This window comes from Novosphingobium sp. (assembly GCF_030699305.1).
Taxonomy (GTDB): domain Bacteria; phylum Pseudomonadota; class Alphaproteobacteria; order Sphingomonadales; family Sphingomonadaceae; genus Novosphingobium.
Genome location: NZ_JAUYNB010000038.1, coordinates 130483 through 151191, shown reverse-complemented (window position 1 = coordinate 151191; position 20709 = coordinate 130483). Strand labels below are relative to the sequence as shown.

Here is a 20709-nt window from a genome sequence, read left to right as displayed (position 1 = left end):
GCCGACTGGCCCGGCTGTGACCGACTGGCCCGGCGGGGCATCGGCGTCATGACACCGAACGGTCGCGGCCTTCCCAGTAGGGCGCGCGCAGTTCGCGCTTCAGCACCTTGCCCGATGCGTTGCGCGGCAGGGCGGGAATGAACTCGACTGTCTTGGGTAACTTGTAGGCTGCAATCCGGTCCCGCGCCCAGTCGATCACGGCTTGCGCGCTGGGCGCTTCCGGCCCGGTGACGACGATTGCCTTGACCTCTTCGCCCCAGCGCTCCGACGGAATGCCGATCACCGCGACTTCGACCACCCCGGGGCAGCCGGCGAGCGCGTTTTCCACTTCGGCCGGATAGATGTTTTCGCCGCCTGACACGATCATGTCCTTGACCCGGTCCTGCACGAAATAAAAGCCCGCGGCATCGCGGATGCCCGCATCGCCGGTGTGCAGCCAGCCATTGCGGATCGCGTCGGCGGTGGCTTCGGGATTGCGCCAGTAGCCGGTGGTGAGCATCGCCCCCCGGATTGCGATTTCGCCCACCATCCCATCCGGCAGCGGCAAACCGTCCGGCCCGAGGATCGCCATTTCCAGCCCGGCCCACGGCTTCCCGCAGGACCGCAGCAGCGCGCCATGGTGGTCCTGCGGAGCGAGGTAAGACCCGCCGCCAGCTGATTCGGTCATCCCGTAGTACTGCACGAAATCGCAGCCAAACCGCGCCTGCGCGCCGGTCAGCACCGCCTCGCTGATCGGCGAGGCCCCATAGCCGATCGACCGCATCGAACTGACATCGGCAGTGCTGCCCGAATGGAGCAGCGCGTTGATCATCGCGGGTACCAGGAACGTCCGGGTCACGCCATCACGGGCGATTGTCGCCATGACCTCACCCGCTTCGAATTCCCGGTGGACGATCACGTGGCTGCCCGCAGCAAGCGAGGCCATCACGACGTTGAAGCCCGCGACATGGAAAATCGGCACCGCGATCAGCACGGTGTCCGCCGCGTCATAATCAAACCCCGGGATCTGCCGCGAAGCGACCAGGAAAGCGGCATAGTTCGCATCCGACAGGCACGCGCCCTTGGGCCGCCCGGTGGTGCCGCTGGTGTAAAGTTGCAGGATATCACCCCCCGGCCCCTCCGGCAGCGCGGCCGGCCGCAGCTCGCCGCGGTCGATCCGGGGGTGGCCCGGCCGGTCGAACCCGGCGGTAACAATCTGCGGCGGCGCGGCAACTTGCGCGCAAGCCTCCTGCGCCAGCGCCAGCAAGTCTTCGGACACGACCAGCAGCGGGGCCTGCGAATGGTCAAGGATATAGGCGATCTCGGTCACGCTCAGCCGGTAGTTGATCGGCAGGAAACAGCCATCGGCCAGCGCCGCGCCGAACCCGGTGTCGAACCACTGAATGCTGTTCATCCCCAGCCACGCCGTACGCTGCCCCGCCTTCAACCCCAGCGCGCCGAGATTGGCGCAGGCCCGCCCGGCGCGCGCGCCCAGCTCGGCATAGCTGAAAGTCTCGCCGCCGACAGTGACCGCCGGGCGATCCGCCAGCCGCTGCGCCTGCAGCGCCGGAATGTCCCGCACCGACCGCATGCTTGCCTGATTGTTCATACCCGCTCTCCCAAAGTCCGCTGTCGCCGCGTTAACCCGCGCCTTTTCCCCGTTGACCATGGGCCTTGCAGCGATGCAACATGGTCAACGAATTTGACAGCTTTTAATTAGATATCTATGCATATACCAAAGGCATCGGTAAAGTGTGATGCACAGGTTGAGGAGAGTCGACAATGGCACAGGCAAAGAACACGGAATTCGAATTTCGCGGGGTCAACCATCTGGCGCTGGTCTGCCGCGACATGGCCAAGACGGTGGAATTCTACCGCGATATCCTGGGCATGCCGCTGACCAAGACGATCGACCTGCCGGGCGGCATGGGCCAGCATTACTTCTTCGATTGCGGCAACGGCGATTCGCTGGCGTTCTTCTGGTTCCCGAATTCGCCCGATGCCGTCCCCGGCATTTCCTCACCCGCGCAGCTGCCGCGCCGGGGCAGCTTCATTTCGGCACAAGGTTCGATGAACCACATCGCGTTCGACGTATCGCCCGAAAAGTTCGACGAATATGTCGAGAAGCTGCGCGCCAAGGGCATCGACATCTCGCCGGTCTCGAACCACGATGATTCTCCGACCCAGGTCAGCGAAACGCTGAATGACCGGGTGTTCGTACGCTCGGTCTATTTCTTCGATCCGGACGGGGTCTGCCTCGAACTGGCGGCATGGACCCGCTCGCTGAACGCGAGCGATGTCGACCCGGCCCAGCGCCCGATGACCGAGGCGGACCTGCACACTGCCGCCTGAATTCAGGCGTCCGGTCCGGACACAATAAACGCCGCCCTCATGCGATGAGGGCGGCGTTTTTGTGTGTGACCGAATTATCAGCGGTTCTGCGTGGCCGCCGGGCTGAGGAAATCGGCGGCGTTGAACCCTGCGGGTGCGGCCACTTCGACGATGGGGTCCGTGCGGTTGTCGTATTCCAGCTGCAACGCCCGGGTCATCACCGCGTGCATCGCATAGAGGCAGGTGATGTAGGTATATTCGAAAATCTGTTCGTCATCCCAGAACGTCTTGAGCTTGGTGAACACTTCGTCCGGCACGCGGCCATCGCCCGCAGTCAGGCAATCGGCATAGGCCAGCACGGCGCGTTCGTGATCGTCAAACACGTCCGACACGGTCCAGTGCGGGATCGCAGCAATTTTTTCATCGGCCACACCCAGCCCGCGCAGCGATTTGCAGTGCTGTGAGAACACGAACTGACTGCCCTTCACCCAGCCCGCGCGGGTCTGGCCGAGTTCGCGCAGCACCGGATCGATCTTGCGGGCCGGGTGGCGATAGACCGCAAAGCCATCGACAGCGTGCTGGAAGATGTCGGGCGCAAGCGCGAAGACCGTCCACCAATCCCCCGGCGTTCCCGTGGCGGTGCCGGGTTCGGCCACCGGATCGCGGTCCCCGAACAGCCGCTGGTAATAGCGCTGGACCACTTCGGCCGTGACTTCCGATTTCGGCACCTGGCGCAGAACGGGCATCGCACTCTCCCTTGGTCAATTCTGTTTGGTTCAGTTCGCAAACTTGCGGAATTCGGCAACCTGCGCCGAATCGAAATACTCGTCCAGCCGGGTGATCCGGCCATTTTCAACCTTGCACAGGATGCAGGCGTGGAGCGTCAGCCGCACGCCATCCTGGCGGGTGCCATGCAGGTTATGGCGCTGCACAAATCCGCCGGGAAACACCTCGCGCTGCAACACTTCATAGCGCCGGTCGCTGATCCGCAAGGCCATTCCGCGCAGCGTGGCGAGATTTTCGTCGCGGGTCTGTTCCAGGTCGTCGGTGTTGTGCCAGATCGCCGCGCGCGCGTCATAGCAGTCGCGCACCGTTTCAATGTCTCCGGCTTCGACAGCGGCAAAGAACCGGTCGGCCAGATCGAGAATGTCCTGCATGCGCTCCTCCTGCTGGAATGGAGCACGCCGCCAGTCGAGGGAGGCGACCGGCGGCGTGCGAGCGGATCAGAACTTCGCGCCGAGCGTCACGCCATACGTGCGCGGCGGGCTGTAGAAGCGCTGGATGAAGAACTGCGCGGTCGGCGTCAGCGCCGCCACATAGGTCTTGTTGGTCAGGTTCTTGCCCCACAACTGGACGCGGAACCGGCTGTCTGCGCTGGTCCAGCCGAGCGAGGCGTCGACCAGCGTATAATCGCCCGCGATCCCGGCCGCATCGTTGGTGACGGTGTTATAATACGTGCTCTTGTACAGCACCGAACCGCGCGCGGTCAGGTCGCCCGAACTGCCCAGCGGGATGGTGTATTCTGCGGTAAAGTTGGCCTGCCACTTGGGCGCGCGCACCAGCTTGAGGTAACGGTAATCCTCATCGCGCAGATAGGTGCCGTTAGGCAGCAGCGTGACTTTGCCCCCGCAGGCCGACGTCGGCGCGGTGGCATAGGACTGCGGCCCGTTCAGGTCGGCGCAGAAATCGGTGTATTTGCTGTCCAGATAACCGATGTTCACGCCCAGGTTCAGGTTTGATACCGGACGCAGCGCGAGTTCCAGCTCAACCCCCTTGGTGGTCGCCGCGCCGATGTTCTGCGATGCGGTTTCCTGACCCGACGCAACGTTCGGGTTGGGGAAGAACACGCCGAATTCAAGCTTCTTGAACCTGGTGACGAAGCCCGCAAGGTTGACCCGCAGCATCCCGTTCAGGAAATCGCCCTTGAACCCGGCTTCCCACAGTTCCGAGGTGTTGTCCTCGGTCGGCCCGGCCGTGGTCAGCGTGGCCGCGCGCGCGCCATAGCCGCCGCCCTTGTAGCCCTGGTTATAGATCGCATAGGCCATCAGATCGGGATTGAACTTGTAGTCGATTCCGGCCTTGAACGTCGCGCGGTTACGCGAATAGGCATTCTTGAACGCCTTGTTCGCGGTAAAGTTGGTGTTGGCGATCTGCTCCATCTCGGCCAGCGACTTCACGAATTCGCGCGACGAGAACCGCGACGGCGAAATCAGCGTGCCGGTCGGATCGCGGAAAAAGTCCTTTTGCTCCCAGCTCTGGCGCACGCCCAGCGTCACGTTCAGCTTGTCGGTGACGCCATAGATCAATTGCGCGAACAGCGCCTTGGCGGTGTTGGACTGCTGGACATAGTCCTGGCTGCCAAAGTTGAGCGACGGGGCCACCAGCACCGGCAGGGTCGGGAACGCCTGGGTCAGCTTGAAACTCTGGTTGAGGTAATAGCCCCCGACCACGAGGCTAAGCCGGCTGAGTGCATCGTCGCGGTCCGAAAAGTCGGTCGCCAGCCGCAGTTCCTGGCTGAACTGCTTGTGGGTCTGCAACCGGAAGGTCGGGAAAAAGTTGATTTCCGAACCGTCGAAATCACTGTCGTTGAAATCGTCGGTCTTGATGTAACCGGTGACCGACGTCGCGACCACCGAACCCAGGTCCGCCTCAACCTTGCCGATCAGGCCCCACTGGTCGGATTCGTGCAGGCTGGGGAAGTCACGCCCGATGGTATAAGGGCCATCGTTCGGTTCTTCGAAGCCGAAGATCAGGTAATGCAGCTTGGTCCGGTCCGGCGCGGAATCGCCGCCTGGGGCGCTCGACCGGTCCTTGACGAGGAACCCCTTGAGGTTGACGGTCAGCGCGTCTGATGGCGTGAACAGGATCGTGCCGCGCAAGGTCAGCTTGTCCTGACCGCCGACATCGTCGCCGTTCACGCGGTTGGTGAAATACCCGTTCGCGGTCTGCTTGTTGACCACCAGCCGCACCGCCAGCTGATCGCGGACCAGCGGCAGATCGACCGCGCCTTTCACGTCGAGACGGCCATAGTTGCCGATGGTTGCTTCGGCCTGGACTCCGCCATTCATGTCGGGGTTTTTCGAGAAGGCTGAAATCCCCCCCGCCAGCGAGTTCTTGCCGAACGAGGTGCCTTGCGGGCCGCGCAGGATTTCCACCCGTTCCATGTCGAACGTGTCGAGCAAGGTCGCCACCGGGCGCGTCACGAATACCCCGTCAATCGATACGCCAACCGGGCTTTCCTCGGTCGATTCGATCCCCTGGGCACCCAGCCCGCGAATGTGGATCGCGGCCGAGTTGGGGAACGTTGCCACCGGCTGGATGTTCACGTTGGGCGTGGACGGCGCCAGATCGCTGAGATTGCGGGCGGCCTGCCGATCGAGCTTGGCTTCGCTGAACGCGGAAATCGCCTGCGGCACATCCTGCAAGGTTTCCTTCTTGAAACGCGCAGTAACGACGATCTCGTCGCGGTCGTCCGCTTCGTCAGTAGCGCTGACTGCTCCACTTTGCGCGAATGCGGCCGGTGCCCAGGCACCACAAATTGCGATCGCCGCTGCTCCCGACAGGAACCGGCGCAATTCAACCTTACCCATTTGGCTCTCCTCCATCTCCCTGCAGGACAGGGGCCCCTATACTCCGCGATCCTTCAGTGTCGCCGATGCTTAGCACTCTAATTACATGACTTGGTATGGCAAGCAATCAGGCTTGTCCAGCGGATGCTTGGTGCGTGCGGCATGCGTCAATAACATTGACGACAGCCGTTGCCGAAGCGCCACAGTCGGCCAATCCGCTGGCACTGGGTCAGCACCGATCTCAATCAACACCGGGCCAAAGCGCACGCACATCCACAATCCGGCCCGCGATCGCGGCGGCGGCTGCCATCGCCGGGCTCATCAGGTGGGTGCGTCCGCCCGTGCCCTGCCGGTTTTCGAAATTGCGGTTGGAGGTCGAAGCGCAGCGTTCACCCGGTTCCAGCCGGTCATCGTTCATCGCTGCACAGAGCGAGCACCCCGGTTCGCGCCATTCGAAGCCGGCGGCCAGAAAGTCCTGATCCAGCCCCTCCGCTTCGGCCTGCGCCTTGACCAGCCCCGATCCCGGCACGACCTGCGCGCGCACCGTCGCCGCCACCCGCCGCCCGCGCACCACGGCAGCAGCCGCACGCAAATCGTCGATCCGGGCGTTGGTACACGATCCGATGAACACCCGGTCGATCCCCAGCCCCAGCAACGGCTGGCCGGGCGTGAGGCCCATGTATTCAAGCGCACGGGCGATCTGCGCCTGTTCGCGCGGATCGGTGCTGGCGGCGGGATCGGGCACCACCCCGCCAATCCCCAGCGTCTGCGCCGGGCTGGTCCCCCAACTGACCAATGGCTCGATCTGGCCCACGTCGATCACCACTTCGCGGTCGAAGACTGCGCCGGGATCGGACGTCAGCGCCAGCCAGCGCGCGGTTGCCGCCTGCCATGCCGCACCGCGCGGGGCCGCCGGGCGGCCTTCCAGATAAGCCAGCGTCACCGCGTCGGGCGCGATCAGCGAACACGGCGCACCGGCCTCGATGCTCATGTTGCACAGCGTCATCCGCGCTTCCATCGACAGCGCGCGCACCGCTGGTCCGGCGAATTCGATGCCAAACCCGGTTGCCCCGGCCTGCCCCAGTTCGCGCACCACATGCAGCGCGATATCTTTGGCCGTGATCCCCGGCCGCAGCGCACCATCCAGCGTGACACGCAAGCTGCGCGGGCGTTTGCGGCGCAAGGTTTGGGTGGCCAGCACGTGTTCGACATCGCTGGTGCCGATCCCGAACGCCAGCGCGCCAAACGCTCCGTGGGTCGACGTATGGCTGTCACCGCAGGCAATTGTCATGCCCGGCTGGGTGCGCCCCTGTTCCGGCGCGACCACGTGGACAATGCCGTTGCGGGCATCGCCCAGCGCAAAGCTTTCGATCCCGAATTCGGCCACGTTGGCGGCGAGTGTCTGCAACTGGAGCCGCGCGGCAGCATCGCGGACCGCTCCAACGCCGTTCGATTGCCCGTGCGTTGGCACGCTGTGGTCCGCCAGCGCCAGCACCCGCGACGGTTGGCGGACGGTGCGCCCCGCCAGCCGCAACCCTTCGAACGCCTGCGGCGTGGTTGCCTCGTGCAGCAAGTGCAAGTCGACATACAGGATCGCCTCATCGCCATCCATCGCGACCAGATGGGCGTTCCACAGCTTGTCATGCAGGGTCAGTGCAGCGGCCTGCAAGCCGGTCTGCGGCAACGTCATGGGCAGCTCTCCAATACACTTAGATGGCTAAGTATATCGTTTGCCCGACGTTGGCAAGTTTCCGGGCCTGCGCTATTCCGGACCTGCGCGGCGCATCACGCTGTCGGCCTCATCCTGCAGATTGTCGATCACATGGCACAGCAACGTGCGCAGCTGATCAACCTCGGCCTGGCTTAACCCGGCGATCGCCATGTCGTTGACCTCGGCCACAAAAGGCAGCAGCTTCAATTCCAGATCACGCGCGGATTGCGTCACGAATACATTGGTGATGCGCCGGTCGACGGTATTGGGTACGCGCCGGATATAACCACTTTTCTCAAGACTTTTCAGAGCAACCACCGTCGTCGGCTCGCGCATTCCGACCCGGCGGCTGAGTTCGCGCTGACTGAGACCGTCTTCGGCCCACAGCACGCGCAAGAAGCGCCACTGCCCCGCCGTTACCCCCATCGGCAAGGTCCGCTTTTCCAGCACGCGCGAGAAATTGCGAAAGCCAATTCGACAAAGATAGCCCAGGCTGCTTTCAGGTTTGGCATAAAATTCAGAAACGCGAGGTTGGGTTGCGACAGTCATCGATCTGAAATCCACATAAGCATGCCCCGCACCGACGCCGATACCGGGGTGATTTGCAGCAAGCATAACCGATCATGTTGGTCGTTCATATCCCACACCACCGGGGCTTTGGCCCTGCCTGCTTGATTTGCTTAGATATGTAACTATTCTGCCTGGTGAAGCAAGGTACAAGGTATGATTGATCCCCCCGCAACCACCGCGACGCAACCGCCTCGCCACACCACGCCCGACCGGATCGGCGGTTTCGCCGCGTGTCTGGCACAGGCCAATATCGATACCGACCAGATCATTCCGGCCCGCTACATGACCACGATTTCGCGGTTCGGGCTTGGCCAGCATTTGTTTCGCAACTGGCGCTATCACCCCGATGGCAGTCCGCGGGCCGATTTCGTGCTGAACCAGCCGCCGTGGGATCGGGCCGCGATTTTGCTGGCGGGGGAAAACTTTGGCTGCGGTTCATCCCGTGAACACGCCCCATGGGCGCTGGCGGACTTCGGCATCCGGTGCGTGATTGCCGGGAGCTTTGGCGACCTCTTCCGCGAAAATTGCCGCCGTAACGGGATCACCCTGATTTCGCCGCTGTCCGGCCATGAGGACATCGCCGCTGCCTGCCAGCGTGGCGAACCGCTGGAGATCAACCTGGCCCGCCGCGTGATCGTTACGCCTGATGCCCGTGAACATGCTTTCGCGTTTGCGTCGGGCCATGAAGACTATGCCACTCGCCCGCTCGACGAAATCGCCCGGACCCTGAAGTTCGAAGCCGAAATTGCCGCGTTTGAACACCGCCTTGAGGGGCCCGCCCGATGACCACGCCCAACGCTGACTGGCCGCATTTGCTCGGCACGCCGCTCTGCACTGCCGATTTTCACGTGGAAGGCGCGATCATGTCGCTTGGCCAATCGCCGTGGGCCGAACGGCGCGTCGGCTATGTCACCGGCGGTTCATTCGCCGGGGACCGGCTGCGCGGTGCGATTCTGCCCGGCGGCGGCAACTGGTCGATGGCCGGGACCGCGCCCGATGGCAACGCCGTCGGCACGTTCGATGCCCGCGCGATCTGGCAGACCGATGACGGCGCGATGATCTATGTCACTTATACCGGCCGCACCGCGATCCCGCCGGACGTCGGCGCGGCATTCCGTGCGGGCCGGAACGATGTCGATCCAGGGCAGTACTACATCCGGATCGCCCCCGTGTTCGAAGTTGCGGACCAACGCTATGGCTGGCTCAACGGCATCCTGGCGGTCGGCATCGGCCACCGCATGCCATGGGGCATCCGCCACTTCATCTACGCTATCGGGTAGCGTTCCGGGCCGCGCCGCTCGGTCGGGCGGCGGGGTCAGAGTTTCGCGCGGATCCAGTCGGCGATCAGGTCCGCCGCCACATTGCGATGCGCGGGGGAATCCTCGAAATAATGCGCGCCGGGGATCAGTTCGATCTGCTTGTCGGCCGATCCGACCGCGTCGAAGATCCGGGTGGCATCGCTGGGGAACACCCCGGTATCGCCCGTGCCCTGGATCACCAGCGCGGGCAGCTGGAATTTTGCGAGGTGCGGTGCGCCCTGGCACTTCGACGTTTCCAGGCTCCACATCGACAGCCAGGTCCTGATCGTGTTGACCCGCCCGATGCTGGGCGTCTTGTTGGCGATTTTCGGATCGCCGCGATAACACATGTTGGGCAGCCGGTCCGACGGGTCGAGCGTGGGATCGATGCAGCGCAAGTCACCCCAGCAGCGGAACATCGGGAACAGCCGGTCCGGCACTCCCGCCGCGTTGAGCCGCGCGAGTTCGGTCCTGGCCCAATCGGTGATGCGCTGGTTGCGGGCGCGCTGCGCGGCGCGATATTTTGCCACGAATTCGGATGAATAGGGCGGCCCATTGTCCGGATTGAACGGATCAAGCTCGGCAATTGTCGGCACCGGGTCCGTCTCGTCCGCGACCGAGGCATCCATCCAGTCGGTCAGGACTTCGGGGCGGCCGACATGGGCGTTGAGCGAAATGTAAAGCTGCGCCGGAATCAGCGAAGCATAAGCCTCCGCCCCCGCCCCGCTGAGTTCGCCCGCCAGCGTCGCGGCGATTGCCTCACCCTGATAGGCCCCCATCAGCGAGCCACCGCCCGAATTGCCCAGAAGCACGATCTGTTCGACCCCGGCCACTTCCTTCAGCCAGCGCATCCCGACCAGAATGTCGAGAATCGCGTGCTCCAGCAGGAACTGGTCCTCAAACCCGCGATAGCGCGTGTTCCAGCCGAGGAACCCGAACCCCCGCGCGGCAATATAGGGGGCCATATAGTGCTCGGCAAAATCGACGTTGTAGTGGGTCGCGATCAGCGCCACTTTCGGACGCGGGGTGCCTTTGGGCGTCCAGTAGATCCCCTGGCACGGATTGCCACCGGCCATGATCCGGGGGGCGGTGGGCGATGCGGAGCTGACGAAGCGGTGGTCAACGGTCGCTTTCAATGGCGTGTCATCGAACATGGCAGATCCTCGCGCGGTGCGGCTCAAGCGGCCGATACGCCTAATGCATAGCATTCTAATTAACTACAGCAAGGGTTGATTGAGGGGCCTGCGCAGGCTAATGCTTAGTCATCTAAGTGAGTGACCATGAGCGAGAATCACGCCGCCATTGCCGAATGTTTGCGCCGCGCAGGCCTGCTTGCTGCCGGAGAGCTTCCGGTCATCACCGCCCTGTCCGGCGGGGTATCGTGCGACGTGTTCCGGATCGATACGGCCGCAGGCACGCTTTGCGCCAAGCGCGCGCTGCCCCGGCTGCGGGTGGCGACGGTCTGGGAGGCGCCTGTCGACCGTTCGCACTACGAAGTGGAGTGGTTGGCCGTCGCCCGCGCCGCCGGGCTGACTGTGCCGCGCGTGATTGCCGAACTGGCGGACGAACATGTATTTTTCATGGACTGGTTCCCGCCCGAGGATAACCCGGTGTGGAAGGCGGAACTGGCGGCCGGCCGGATCGATCCGGGGTTCGCCGCCGCAGTCGGCCACGCGCTCGCCGCGATCCACACGGCAACCCGCGCCGATCCGGCCATGGCCGAACGCTTCCCCACAGACGCCCTGTTCACGGCGCTGCGGATCGAGCCCTACCTGCTCCACACCGCGCGCGCGCATCCCGATCTGGCGGACGTGCTGGAAGGGATCGCCAGGCAGACACTCGCGACGCGCGACGCGCTGGTTCACGGCGACGTCAGCCCAAAGAACATCCTGTGCGGCCGGGCGGGACCGGTGCTGATCGACGCCGAATGCGCGTGGTACGGCGATCCCGCCTTCGACCTGGCGTTCTGCGCCACGCACCTGCTGCTGAAAGGGATCTGGCATCCGCAGTGGCAGCCGCAAACCGATGCCGCTTTTGCCGCGTTGCACAGCGCTTATCTGGGCCGGACCGCGCCCGCGCTGCGCACCGGGATCGAGCAGCGCACGATCGCGCTGCTGGCGGCGATCCTGCTGGCGCGGATCGATGGCCGCTCACCCGTCGAATACCTCACCGCCGAAGCGGATCGGGACCGGGTGCGCCGCGCCGCCCGAGAGCTTCTGCAAACCCCGCCGACCACGCTTGCCGGGTTTGGCGACCACTGGCGCCAACTGACAGGACATCCATGAAGACCACGATCACCAAGGTTCACGCCCGCGCCATCTGGGATTCGCGCGGCCGCCCCACCGTCGAAGCCGAAGTCGAACTGGCGGGCGGCGCGCTGGGCCGCGCGAGCGCTCCGGCCGGGGCATCGCGCGGCGCGCATGAGGCAATCGACTTGCGCGATGGCGGCACGCACCTTGCCGGGATGGGCGTGGCGAACGCAGTGGCCCAGACGCGCGCCGAGATCGCCCCGCGCCTGACCGGCCTGGACGCTGCCGATCAGGCAGCAGTCGACGCCGCGCTCTGCGAACTGGACGGCACACCGAACAAGGCGCGGCTGGGCGCGAACGCGACCGTCGCCGTTTCGCTCGCAGTGCTCCACGCCGCCGCCGCCGCCGCGGGCGAGCCGACCTGGCGCTGGCTGGCGCAGGACAGGCCGGTGCGCCTGCCGCTGCCCGAAATCCAGATTTTCGGCGGCGGGGCGCATGCCGGACGGCGCACCGATGTGCAGGACTTCATGGTGATGTGCCCGCGCGCCGGATCGATGGTCCGCGCGCTGGAAATGACCGCCGATGTCTACCGCGCGGCGGGCGCATTGATGGAAGAGGCCGGACTGCTGGCCGGAACCGCTGACGAAGGCGGATGGTGGCCCAACTTCACCTCGAACGAACAGGCCCTGGTGTTCCTGACCCGCGCGATCGAACGCGCCGGCTATCGGGGCGGAGAGGACGTCTACATCTCGCTCGACATCGCCGCGAACGAACTGAGCGCGGGCGATGGCTATCGCTTGCCGCTCGATAACCGCACGCTCACCACGGACGAGATGGTCGACCGGGTGGCGCAGTGGGTGCGAAAATATCCGCTGATCTCGATCGAAGACCCGGTCGGACAGGACGACATGGCCGGTATGGCCCGCGCGACCGCGCTGCTGGGCGATGAAATCCAGATCATCGGCGATGATTTCCTTGTCACCAATGCCGCCCGGGTGGAACGGGCACTGGCAGGCGGGGCGTGCAACGCCGCACTGATCAAGGTCAACCAGATCGGCACCGTCAGCGAAGCCGCCGCCGCGCTGACCGCCGCGCGCAATGCAGGCTGGGCCACGATTGTTTCAGCCCGCAGCGGCGAAACCGAAGATGTCAGCATCGCGCACCTTGCAGTCGGCTGGGACGCAGGGCAGATCAAGGTCGGATCGTTTGCAAGGTCGGAACGCATGGCAAAATGGAATGAACTGCTGCGGATCGAGGAGCAGCTCGGCAGCGCTGCCAGCTATGCCGGGATCGACGCCTTCCCGGCGGCTGTGCGGGCCAAACTGGCGCGATGAAAGCCGTCCTCCAGTATCGCGCCAGCCCAGGCTTCGCCGCGATCATCGAACAGAGCCGGGGGGCGGTAGCCGTCGCCATCGTCGATGAGGATGACGCAGCCGCGTTCATGCGCGAAATCGCCGATGCGGCGGTGCTGCTGCACGTGCTGAAACCGGTGACCGCGCAGATGATGGACGCGGCCCCGCAGTTGAAGCTGATCCAGAAGATCGGCGTGGGGGTGAACACGATCGATCTGGACGCGGCCCGCGCGCGCGGGATTGCGGTGTGCAACATGCCCGGCACCAACAGCCAGGCCGTGGCCGAACTGACGATGGGGCTGATGCTGGGTGCGCTGCGCCAGTTGGCCTATCTTGATCCGCTGACCCGCGCCGGGAACGGCTGGCACCCCGATGCGGCGCTGGTGGACCGCGTGGGTGAGATCGGCGGACGCACCGTGGGCTTCCTGGGCTATGGCGCAATCCCGCAGTTGCTGGCTCCGGCGCTGATCGCGCTGGGCGCGCGGGTGATCTACACGGCGAACAGTCCCAAGCCGGACCTGCCGGGGGTAGCGGTGTCGTTCGCGGAATTGCTCACCCACAGCGACATCCTGTCGCTGCATGTCCCGCTGACCGGCGCGACCGAACGGATCATCGACAGCGCCGCGCTGGCGGCCATGAAGCCCGGTGCGGTGCTGGTGAACACCGCGCGCGGCGGGCTGGTGGACGAAGCCGCGCTCCACGCCGCGCTGACCAGCGGCATGCTGGCCGGCGCGGGGCTTGACGTATTCGGCGCCGAACCCGCGTCCGCCGACAATCCGCTGTTCGCCCTGCCCAACGTGCTGGTTACGCCGCACGTCGCCTGGATCACGCAGGAAACGCTGCGCCGCAGCATGATCGTGGCATTCGAGAACGCCCGCCGGGTCGCGCAGGGTGCCGACCTGCTGCACCGGGTGGCCTGACATGACCGATGCACGCCAGCGCCCTGCCGTCGTCCTCGCATCCGGCCAACTCCTTACCGCCGCCTGCTGGACACCGCAGATCGAGGCGCTGAGCAGCGACTATGACCTGCGTATTGCCGATCATGGCCGCGATGACACCATCGGCGGCATGGCTGCGCGACTGCTGGCGGAAATGCCTGACCGGTTCGATCTGGTCACACACGCGATGGGCGGATTCGTGGCGTTTGAAGTGCTGCGCCGCGCGCCGCAGCGGGTGCGCAGCCTGGTGCTGTTCAGCACGCTTGCCCCCGCCGACCTGCCCGCGCAGACCGAGCGGCGGCAGGGTTACATCCGGCTGGTTGAAGCGGGCCGGTTCGATCAGGTGGTTGAGGAGCGCGTGCCGATCCTGCTCCACCCGGCCCGGCGCGAAGATGAAATGCTGCTCGGCATTGTCCGCCGCATGGCGCGCGAGACCGGAGCCGAGCGCTTCCTGCGCCAGCAACGCGCGATCATGACCCGCCCTGACAGCCGCCCCGGCCTGGCCGCGATTCCCTGCCCGACGCTGCTGGTCTGGGGCCGTCAGGACGGCATCGCCACCGAAGCGCACCAGCACGAAATGCTGGCCGCGATTCCCGGCTGCCGCCTGACCGTGATCGAGGATTGCGGCCATCTGGTAACGCTGGAAAAGCCGGCCACGGCCAGCAAACTGCTGGCCGGGTGGCTCGGGCACGGCGCGATCAGCCGATAACGGGAAGTCGGAGAAATGCCGGCCGCGCAGCAGCTCAGTGCGCGCTTGACCGGCAGGGAGCGGTTCGCATCAGACTGACACCTCTGCCCTGTGCGGTTCGATGAAACCTCACAGTTCAATCCGCCGCAGGCGCAGCGCATTGGTGATCACGCTGACCGAGGACAGTGCCATCGCCGCCGCTGCAATGATGGGCGAGAGCATAATGCCAAACAGCGGATAGAGCGCGCCCGCCGCCACCGGGATGCCCGCCACGTTGTAAGCGAAAGCGAAGAACAGGTTCTGCCGGATGTTGGCCATGGTTGCGTGACTGAGGTGCCGCGCCCGCGTGATTCCGGTAAGATCGCCCTGCAGCAGGGTGATGCCTGCACTTTCGATCGCAACGTCGGTGCCCGATCCCATTGCAATGCCGACATCGGCCGCGGCGAGTGCGGGCGCATCGTTCACGCCGTCGCCCGCCATTGCCACGATCCGGCCCTCGTCGCGCAAACGCTTGACGATCGCACTCTTCTGGTCGGGCAGTACATCGGCCTCGATATCGTCGATGCCGAGCCTCCGGGCGATGGCCTCGGCGGTGACGTGGTTGTCTCCGGTCAGCATGATGACGTGGATCCCGGCCTTGCCCAAAGCCTTCAACGCGGCGGGGGTCGATGCCTTGATCGGATCGGCAATGCCGATAGCCCCGGCGATCTTGCCATCGACGCCGAGGTAGATCGCAGTCGCTCCTTCGGCGCGCAGGTGATTGGCGCGCTCGGCCAACTCGGAAGTAGGAATGTTCTGCTCTTCGAGAAACCTCGCATTGCCAGCGACCAGCCGGTGTCCATCGACGACACCGGTGATCCCCTTGCCAACCGGCTGATCGACCTCGCCCGGTTCGGTCACGGCAAGGTTCTGGTCTTCGGCGGCCCGGACGATGGCGAGCGCCAGGGGATGCTCGCTGCTGCGTTCGAGGCTTGCGGCAAGGCGCAGCACTTCATCCTTGTCGAACCCGGCGACAGTCTCGATGGCGACAACGGCGGGTTTGCCCTCCGTAAGCGTGCCCGTCTTGTCTACGACAAGTGTATCCACCTTCTCCATGCGCTCAAGCGACTCGGCGTTCTTGATCAGGATCCCGGCCTGTGCGCCGCGACCGACGCCAACCATGATCGACATTGGGGTAGCCAGACCGAGCGCGCAGGGACAGGCGATAATCAACACCGCAACCGCCGCGATCAATCCATAGCCCATCGCCGGGGTAGGACCGATCAGCGACCACACAACGAACGCTGTCGCCGCGACCGCAATCACCGCTGGAACGAACCAGCCCGAAACCGTATCCGCCAGTCGCTGGATAGGTGCACGGCTGCGCTGTGCGTCGGCGACCATCTGGACAATTCGCGCGAGCATCGTGTCGCGTCCGATCTTGTCGGCGCGCATCACAAGGCCGCCGGTCTGGTTGATCGTGCCGCCGATCAACTTCGATGCTGCCTCTTTGGTTACGGGCATGGATTCGCCCGTCACCATCGATTCATCGACCGTGCCGCGTCCCTCAAGCACTACACCATCGACTGGCACCTTCTCGCCGGGACGAACGCGCAGGATGTCACCCAGCAGCACCTGGTCGAGCGTGATTTCCTCGTCGCTGCCGTCGGCGCGGACCCGGCGCGCAAGCTTGGGGGACAGATCGAGCAATGCACGGATCGCGCCACTGGTCGTCTCGCGGGCGCGCAGTTCAAGCAATTGGCCGAGCAGGACCAAAACAGTAATCACCGCAGCCGCCTCGAAATAGACCGCAACTGCGCCATCCGCCGCGCGGAACGCGGCCGGAAATATTCCCGGCGCAAGCGTCGCCGCCATGCTGTAAGCCCATGCCACGCCGGTCCCCATCGCGATCAGCGTGAACATGTTGAGGTGACGGCTTTTCACGGATGCCCAGCCGCGTTCGAAGAACGGCCAGCCCGCCCACAGCACCACCGGCGTTGCCAGCACCATCTGGATCAGATTGCTGATGTTTGCATCGAGCAAATGCCGCAGCCCGATCAGATGTCCGCCCATTTCAAGGACTACCACTGGAAGCGCGAGGATCAGGCCGATCACAAAACGCCGCTTCATGTCGGCATATTCGGGCGAAGTTCCATCGCTGTGCGTCGGCGTCATCGGCTCCAGAGCCATGCCGCAAATCGGGCACGTCCCCGCGACCGGCTGCTGGATCTGCGGATGCATCGGGCACGTCCAGATGGCGCCTTCGGGCACCGGTTCAGCGGCGCGAGGCGCATCGCTGCGGTAACGCGCCGGATCAGCCTTGAACTTCGCGAGACAGTTTGCGCTGCAGAAGTAGTGATGGACCCCATCAAGAGTGGCGGCATGCGGTGTGGTTACCGGATCGACAGTCATTCCGCAGACGGGGTCGATCACCGTTCCCGGAGTCTTTGCGCCGGATTTGGCGCTGGATGCGTGGTCGTGTTGCAAACTGGTCATGCCGCGCGCTCCTGAAGCCGCCCGCTTTGGTGACCCTGCATCTTGCCAGAGCCGAGGCTCAATCTACCCCAACTCGCCCGGTGGCTCCAATGTTCCCGGCCAGGAATAGTGACTCAGTTTGAATTTTGACGCGCCAGCCTGTCGCATTCCAGTCTGAATGGTCAGCGGGCGCCGGAAGCGCAGGCTGATCAGCGTTTCTTCTTGGCCGTGGTCGCCGTGAAATCGGGATCCTTGTTTGCCACCCAATCGACAAATTTCCGCACTGTCGGGTTCTCCAGCAGGCCCGATACTTCCATCCCGTGGCGTTGCAGTTCGGAATTCGTGAAATTGGTAATCAGCGTCTGCTGACAAATGGGATGCATCGGAACGACGTCGCGCCCACCCCGGCTCTTGGGCACGGGGTGGTGCCAGACAATGGTCTTGCCGGTCGGCCGACCACAGAGCCAGCAGAGCACCGCGGCCTTGGGGGCCTCTTCTTCCCGGTCCAGGTCGCCATAGGGATCATGTTTCGAATGTTTGCGGGCCATTGGTCTGCCTGAATTGCCTGAACTTGCCGTGGCCACCTCATAACGCGTGCGGTCCGCATTACCATACCCGCGTGTTCAACCGGCGCGTTCTCCCACTGATTGGCCATTCTGCCGCATTTGCCCACTTTCGGGATCGCTTCAGGTCAGCGTGAGCGACGGCCATGTCCGCGCAGGCCGTCAGGCCGCCGTTTCGACAAGCTCGGCGATTTCAAAAACAAAGCTCTTCCATCCGCGCGTCCGGGCCGCCTCATCGGCCGGTGCCCGTTTGCGCCGGGCCTCGGCAAGCGAACGGGCGTGGCCCCAGAACACCTCGGTCCTGCCATTGTCCAGCTCGGCCACGATCCGCCAGTAGTGGGTGAAGTTGTCGGTCGTCGGCCCGATGGTCTTGGTATACCCATCGGGCATGGTCGCGGTGAGGTAGCGGCGCTTTTTCTTCATTGGCGCAGCATCCCTGTCCCGTTGCCCAAGCGGCGGCCCGCATTGTGGTGATGACGGATAACCTTCGCGATGAATAGGGCGATGGTGTACCCTTGCTACCCAGCGTTTGCCGAGGATCCAGAATTGCGCAACCTTCTTCCAATCATCGTTCCCGCAATGCTGCTGGGCGCTTGTGACCGGCCGGAAGGCCCTCGGAACGAAAGCACCTCGCCATCGGTCGAGGCCCCGCCTTCGGGCGCACCGACGGCGGATGTCGCGAAGCAGGCAGAAGCAAACTGGATTCTCCAGTCAGGCGCCAAAGTCACTACAGTGGCCTTGCAGACGCAAACTGGTGGCCGGATCATGTCGCTCACCTGCGCCTCGGGGGAAAACCGATTACAGATCAACGTATCCGGATTTACGGCGATCGGCAGCGAGGACCGGCTTTCATTCGGTAGCGGCGGCGAAGTGGAGGCATTTGTCGCAGACTTCCGCGGCGATCGACGGCTCGGCGGGGTCAGCGCAGAGGGGGCGGTTCCGGCCAATTTCCCGGCGCTGATCGGTGGTCCTGTCTCCGCCAGCTATGGTGCCCAGACCAGTGGCCCCCATCCCGCCATACCGCGCGGCATTGCCGGGTCGCTGGTTGCCGCCTGTCGCAGCGGACCACCAGCGCCGACCAGCGCGGCAATACCAGACCGTTCGGTCAGTCCCTGCCTCATGCAGGACAGTCAGCAACTTTCGGTCCAGCCCCTGCGCGCAATCGGGACCGAACCATTCTGGGCGGCGCGGATCGACGGGCGCTGTGTCACTTATTCCCATCCGGAGGATCAGCAAGGCATTCGCGTCTGGGCGCGGTTCACGCCAACAGCGCAAGGCGGGGTTTGGTCCGGTGCGCTTGGCGGACGCCAGTTCGAACTGCGGACCCGCACCGCGCCGGGTTGTTCCGACGGGATGTCGGACAAGGTCTACCCCATGTCGGTTGAGCTGCTGGTCAATGGCGAACAGCGGAAGGGTTGCGCTGAACCTTTGTGAAGCGGGAACACCGCCTTCCAGCGGGACGCCGGATCAGGCCTGCAACGCCCGATTCAGGGCGGCCTCATCGTCGATGTCGATCAGCAATTCAGGCGCACAAGCCACCAGCTCGGCCTGACGCAACAGCACCCGCGCGCCGACGTCACCCGTGATTGCAGCAAGCGCGGCAAAGTGATCGCGCCCGAACGCAGCCGGGGGCGAGCGGACACCGTCAGCGGCCGAGGCCACGATGGCTGCGGGGCCGGTCGCGGCCGCGCGGGCGATCAGGGCGCGGCAATGGTCGGCGGAAACCAGCGGCATGTCAGCCAATGCGATCAGCAGGCCATCCGCGTTCGCCTCCAGCGCCAGCGCGGCCGCAAGCGCGACCGACGTGCCCATGCCCGCTGCGGCCTGCGCGTTCACCGCAATCGTGAAGCCATCCGCCTGCCAGCTCTGGGCGCAGGGATGATCTGCCCGCGCGGCGATGACCCAGCGATGCGCGAAGTCCAGCCCGAGCAGCGCGTGGCAGGCCTGCTCGCCAAGGCGCTTGCCCCGGAAGCTGGCCGTCAGCTTGTCGTCCGGCCCGAACCGGCGCGACTGCCCGGCGGCAAGAACCGCCACGGCAAAACGCGGCCCCTCAGCCAAGGGCGGCTCCGAAATCGGTGTCCTGATAGACCCGGACAATCTCGGCCAGGGCGGACAAGGCCAGCGTGTCCGGATCGCGTGAGGAATGAAACAGGCCGATCGGGGCATGCAGCGTGGCGACCGCGCTGGCCGACACGCCAGCGGCCAGCAGCGCTTCGCAGCGCGCGGCATTGGCCCGCCGTCCACCCATCGCGCCGATATAGAAGTGCGGCAGCTCAAACGCCCGGCGCAGCAGCGCGATCTCCCAGTCGTGATCGTGGAACAGGAAAACGATGGCCGTCCAGGGATCGCTGTGCAGCAGCGCGGTATCGGTGGTGCGGACAAGCTGCGCAACCGGAAAGCCAAGGCCCTGCAACCGCTCAAGCGCCCGCTCGTCCGGGGTCAGGACCGCAACGTCCAGCGCCAGCGCCCGCGCCAGCAGCGCCAGCGCACTCACCCCCTCGCCATGCCCGACCAGCATCAGCCGCGCCTGCGGGAAATGGCCAAAGCTGGCCGTGCCGTCCGCCGGGTTAAACGGGGCCGGATGCCAGCCAGCGATGCATTCGGCGCCCTGCCCGCGAAACGCGACCGTATAGGGCTGCCGCGCATCGATCGCCGCAAGGCATTCGCGCGCGATGACTTCGTCAGCCAGCGGCTGGAAATGGATATCAAGCCCGCCCCCGCAGGGTAGGCGAATGTCGAGATAAGGCGAACCCGCCCCGAACCGGACGATCCGGGGCTGCCCTGCGGTCAGGGCTTCACAAGCCTCGGCCACCACGGCATTCTCGATGCACCCGCCCGATAGCGAACCGACAAAGCTGCCATCCCCGCAAACTGCCATGTGCGTGCCGGGATTGCGCATCGCGCTGCCCTGAACCGCCAGCACGGTTACCAGCACGCAGCGCTTGCCCGCCGCCATCCGCTCGGTCAGGAATTCGAATATCCGGCGCTGGTCCATGCCGGTGAAAGG

20 protein-coding genes are annotated in these 20709 nt (G+C 64.9%); 8 read left to right on the top strand and 12 right to left on the bottom strand.

The window, feature by feature from the left end; all coding sequences use genetic code 11:
* Window positions 1–46 precede the first annotated feature (46 nt).
* Entirely contained in the window at window positions 47–1588 is a 1542-nt protein-coding gene (locus tag Q8Q53_RS15375; RefSeq protein WP_305702664.1) for an AMP-binding protein, read from the bottom strand.
* Window positions 1589–1761: 173 nt separating this feature from the next.
* Between Q8Q53_RS15375 and Q8Q53_RS15370 the strand changes: the two genes are divergently transcribed.
* Complete coding sequence (locus tag Q8Q53_RS15370; protein ID WP_305702663.1) at window positions 1762–2331, top strand: VOC family protein; 570 nt, start codon at window positions 1762–1764, stop codon at window positions 2329–2331.
* Window positions 2332–2408: 77 nt separating this feature from the next.
* Here the strand turns inward: Q8Q53_RS15370 and Q8Q53_RS15365 are convergent, their stop codons facing one another.
* The 5 genes from Q8Q53_RS15365 to Q8Q53_RS15345 form a co-directional block, all read right to left on the bottom strand.
* Window positions 2409–3056, bottom strand: coding sequence for a carboxymuconolactone decarboxylase family protein (locus Q8Q53_RS15365; RefSeq protein ID WP_305702662.1), 648 nt, complete (start codon window positions 3054–3056; stop codon window positions 2409–2411).
* A gap of 30 nt (window positions 3057–3086) precedes the next feature.
* Window positions 3087–3467 carry a nuclear transport factor 2 family protein gene (locus Q8Q53_RS15360; protein ID WP_305702661.1) on the bottom strand — a complete coding sequence of 127 codons (381 nt, stop codon included), beginning with the start codon at window positions 3465–3467 and terminating at the stop codon, window positions 3087–3089.
* Between the two features lie 66 nt (window positions 3468–3533).
* Window positions 3534–5900: a TonB-dependent receptor gene (locus Q8Q53_RS15355; RefSeq protein ID WP_305702660.1), complete on the bottom strand. Its 2367-nt coding sequence runs from the start codon at window positions 5898–5900 to the stop codon at window positions 3534–3536.
* A gap of 220 nt (window positions 5901–6120) precedes the next feature.
* On the bottom strand, window positions 6121–7569 hold the full coding sequence (gene leuC, locus Q8Q53_RS15350) for a 3-isopropylmalate dehydratase large subunit (protein ID WP_305702659.1): 1449 nt from the start codon (window positions 7567–7569) through the stop codon (window positions 6121–6123).
* Window positions 7570–7641: 72 nt separating this feature from the next.
* Entirely contained in the window at window positions 7642–8139 is a 498-nt protein-coding gene (locus Q8Q53_RS15345) for a MarR family winged helix-turn-helix transcriptional regulator (protein WP_305702658.1), read from the bottom strand.
* 174 nt (window positions 8140–8313) lie between these two features.
* Between Q8Q53_RS15345 and leuD the strand changes: the two genes are divergently transcribed.
* Window positions 8314–8946, top strand: a complete 633-nt coding sequence (gene leuD, locus Q8Q53_RS15340; protein ID WP_305702657.1) for a 3-isopropylmalate dehydratase small subunit — start codon at window positions 8314–8316, stop codon at window positions 8944–8946.
* A complete protein-coding gene (locus tag Q8Q53_RS15335; protein ID WP_305702656.1) occupies window positions 8943–9440 on the top strand; it encodes a DUF3237 domain-containing protein in 498 nt (165 codons plus the stop codon). Before leuD ends, Q8Q53_RS15335 begins: the two co-directional genes overlap by 4 nt.
* 35 nt (window positions 9441–9475) lie before the next feature.
* Here the strand turns inward: Q8Q53_RS15335 and Q8Q53_RS15330 are convergent, their stop codons facing one another.
* Entirely contained in the window at window positions 9476–10612 is a 1137-nt protein-coding gene (locus tag Q8Q53_RS15330; protein ID WP_305702655.1) for an alpha/beta hydrolase, read from the bottom strand.
* Between the two features lie 126 nt (window positions 10613–10738).
* Here Q8Q53_RS15330 and Q8Q53_RS15325 point away from each other — a divergent pair, with 126 nt between their 5' ends.
* The 4 genes from Q8Q53_RS15325 to Q8Q53_RS15310 are packed head-to-tail and all read left to right on the top strand — an operon-like array spanning window position 10739 to window position 14706.
* Window positions 10739–11743, top strand: coding sequence for a phosphotransferase family protein (locus Q8Q53_RS15325; protein WP_305702654.1), 1005 nt, complete (start codon window positions 10739–10741; stop codon window positions 11741–11743).
* Complete coding sequence (eno, locus tag Q8Q53_RS15320; RefSeq protein ID WP_305702653.1) at window positions 11740–13041, top strand: phosphopyruvate hydratase; 1302 nt, start codon at window positions 11740–11742, stop codon at window positions 13039–13041. The genes Q8Q53_RS15325 and eno overlap by 4 nt, the downstream gene beginning before the upstream one ends.
* Window positions 13038–13979: a D-isomer specific 2-hydroxyacid dehydrogenase family protein gene (locus tag Q8Q53_RS15315; RefSeq protein WP_305702652.1), complete on the top strand. Its 942-nt coding sequence runs from the start codon at window positions 13038–13040 to the stop codon at window positions 13977–13979. Before eno ends, Q8Q53_RS15315 begins: the two co-directional genes overlap by 4 nt.
* Before the next feature lies 1 nt (window position 13980).
* Entirely contained in the window at window positions 13981–14706 is a 726-nt protein-coding gene (locus tag Q8Q53_RS15310; protein WP_305702651.1) for an alpha/beta fold hydrolase, read from the top strand.
* A 108-nt stretch (window positions 14707–14814) separates the two neighbouring features.
* Here Q8Q53_RS15310 and Q8Q53_RS15305 read toward each other — a convergent pair whose 3' ends face one another.
* The 3 genes from Q8Q53_RS15305 to Q8Q53_RS15295 form a co-directional block, all read right to left on the bottom strand.
* Window positions 14815–17160, bottom strand: coding sequence for a heavy metal translocating P-type ATPase (locus Q8Q53_RS15305; protein WP_305702650.1), 2346 nt, complete (start codon window positions 17158–17160; stop codon window positions 14815–14817).
* A gap of 188 nt (window positions 17161–17348) precedes the next feature.
* On the bottom strand, window positions 17349–17687 hold the full coding sequence (locus Q8Q53_RS15300) for a hypothetical protein (RefSeq protein WP_305702649.1): 339 nt from the start codon (window positions 17685–17687) through the stop codon (window positions 17349–17351).
* Between the two features lie 177 nt (window positions 17688–17864).
* Window positions 17865–18125 (bottom strand): hypothetical protein, encoded by a 261-nt coding sequence (locus tag Q8Q53_RS15295; RefSeq protein ID WP_305702648.1) that lies wholly within the window; start codon window positions 18123–18125, stop codon window positions 17865–17867.
* Window positions 18126–18248: 123 nt separating this feature from the next.
* Here Q8Q53_RS15295 and Q8Q53_RS15290 point away from each other — a divergent pair, with 123 nt between their 5' ends.
* Window positions 18249–19136, top strand: coding sequence for a COG3650 family protein (locus Q8Q53_RS15290; RefSeq protein ID WP_305702647.1), 888 nt, complete (start codon window positions 18249–18251; stop codon window positions 19134–19136).
* 33 nt (window positions 19137–19169) lie between these two features.
* Here the strand turns inward: Q8Q53_RS15290 and Q8Q53_RS15285 are convergent, their stop codons facing one another.
* On the bottom strand, window positions 19170–19736 hold the full coding sequence (locus tag Q8Q53_RS15285) for an NTP transferase domain-containing protein (RefSeq protein ID WP_305702646.1): 567 nt from the start codon (window positions 19734–19736) through the stop codon (window positions 19170–19172).
* A 16-nt stretch (window positions 19737–19752) separates the two neighbouring features.
* A complete protein-coding gene (locus Q8Q53_RS15280) occupies window positions 19753–20697 on the bottom strand; it encodes an XdhC family protein (RefSeq protein WP_305702645.1) in 945 nt (314 codons plus the stop codon).
* Window positions 20698–20709: the final 12 nt, after the last annotated feature.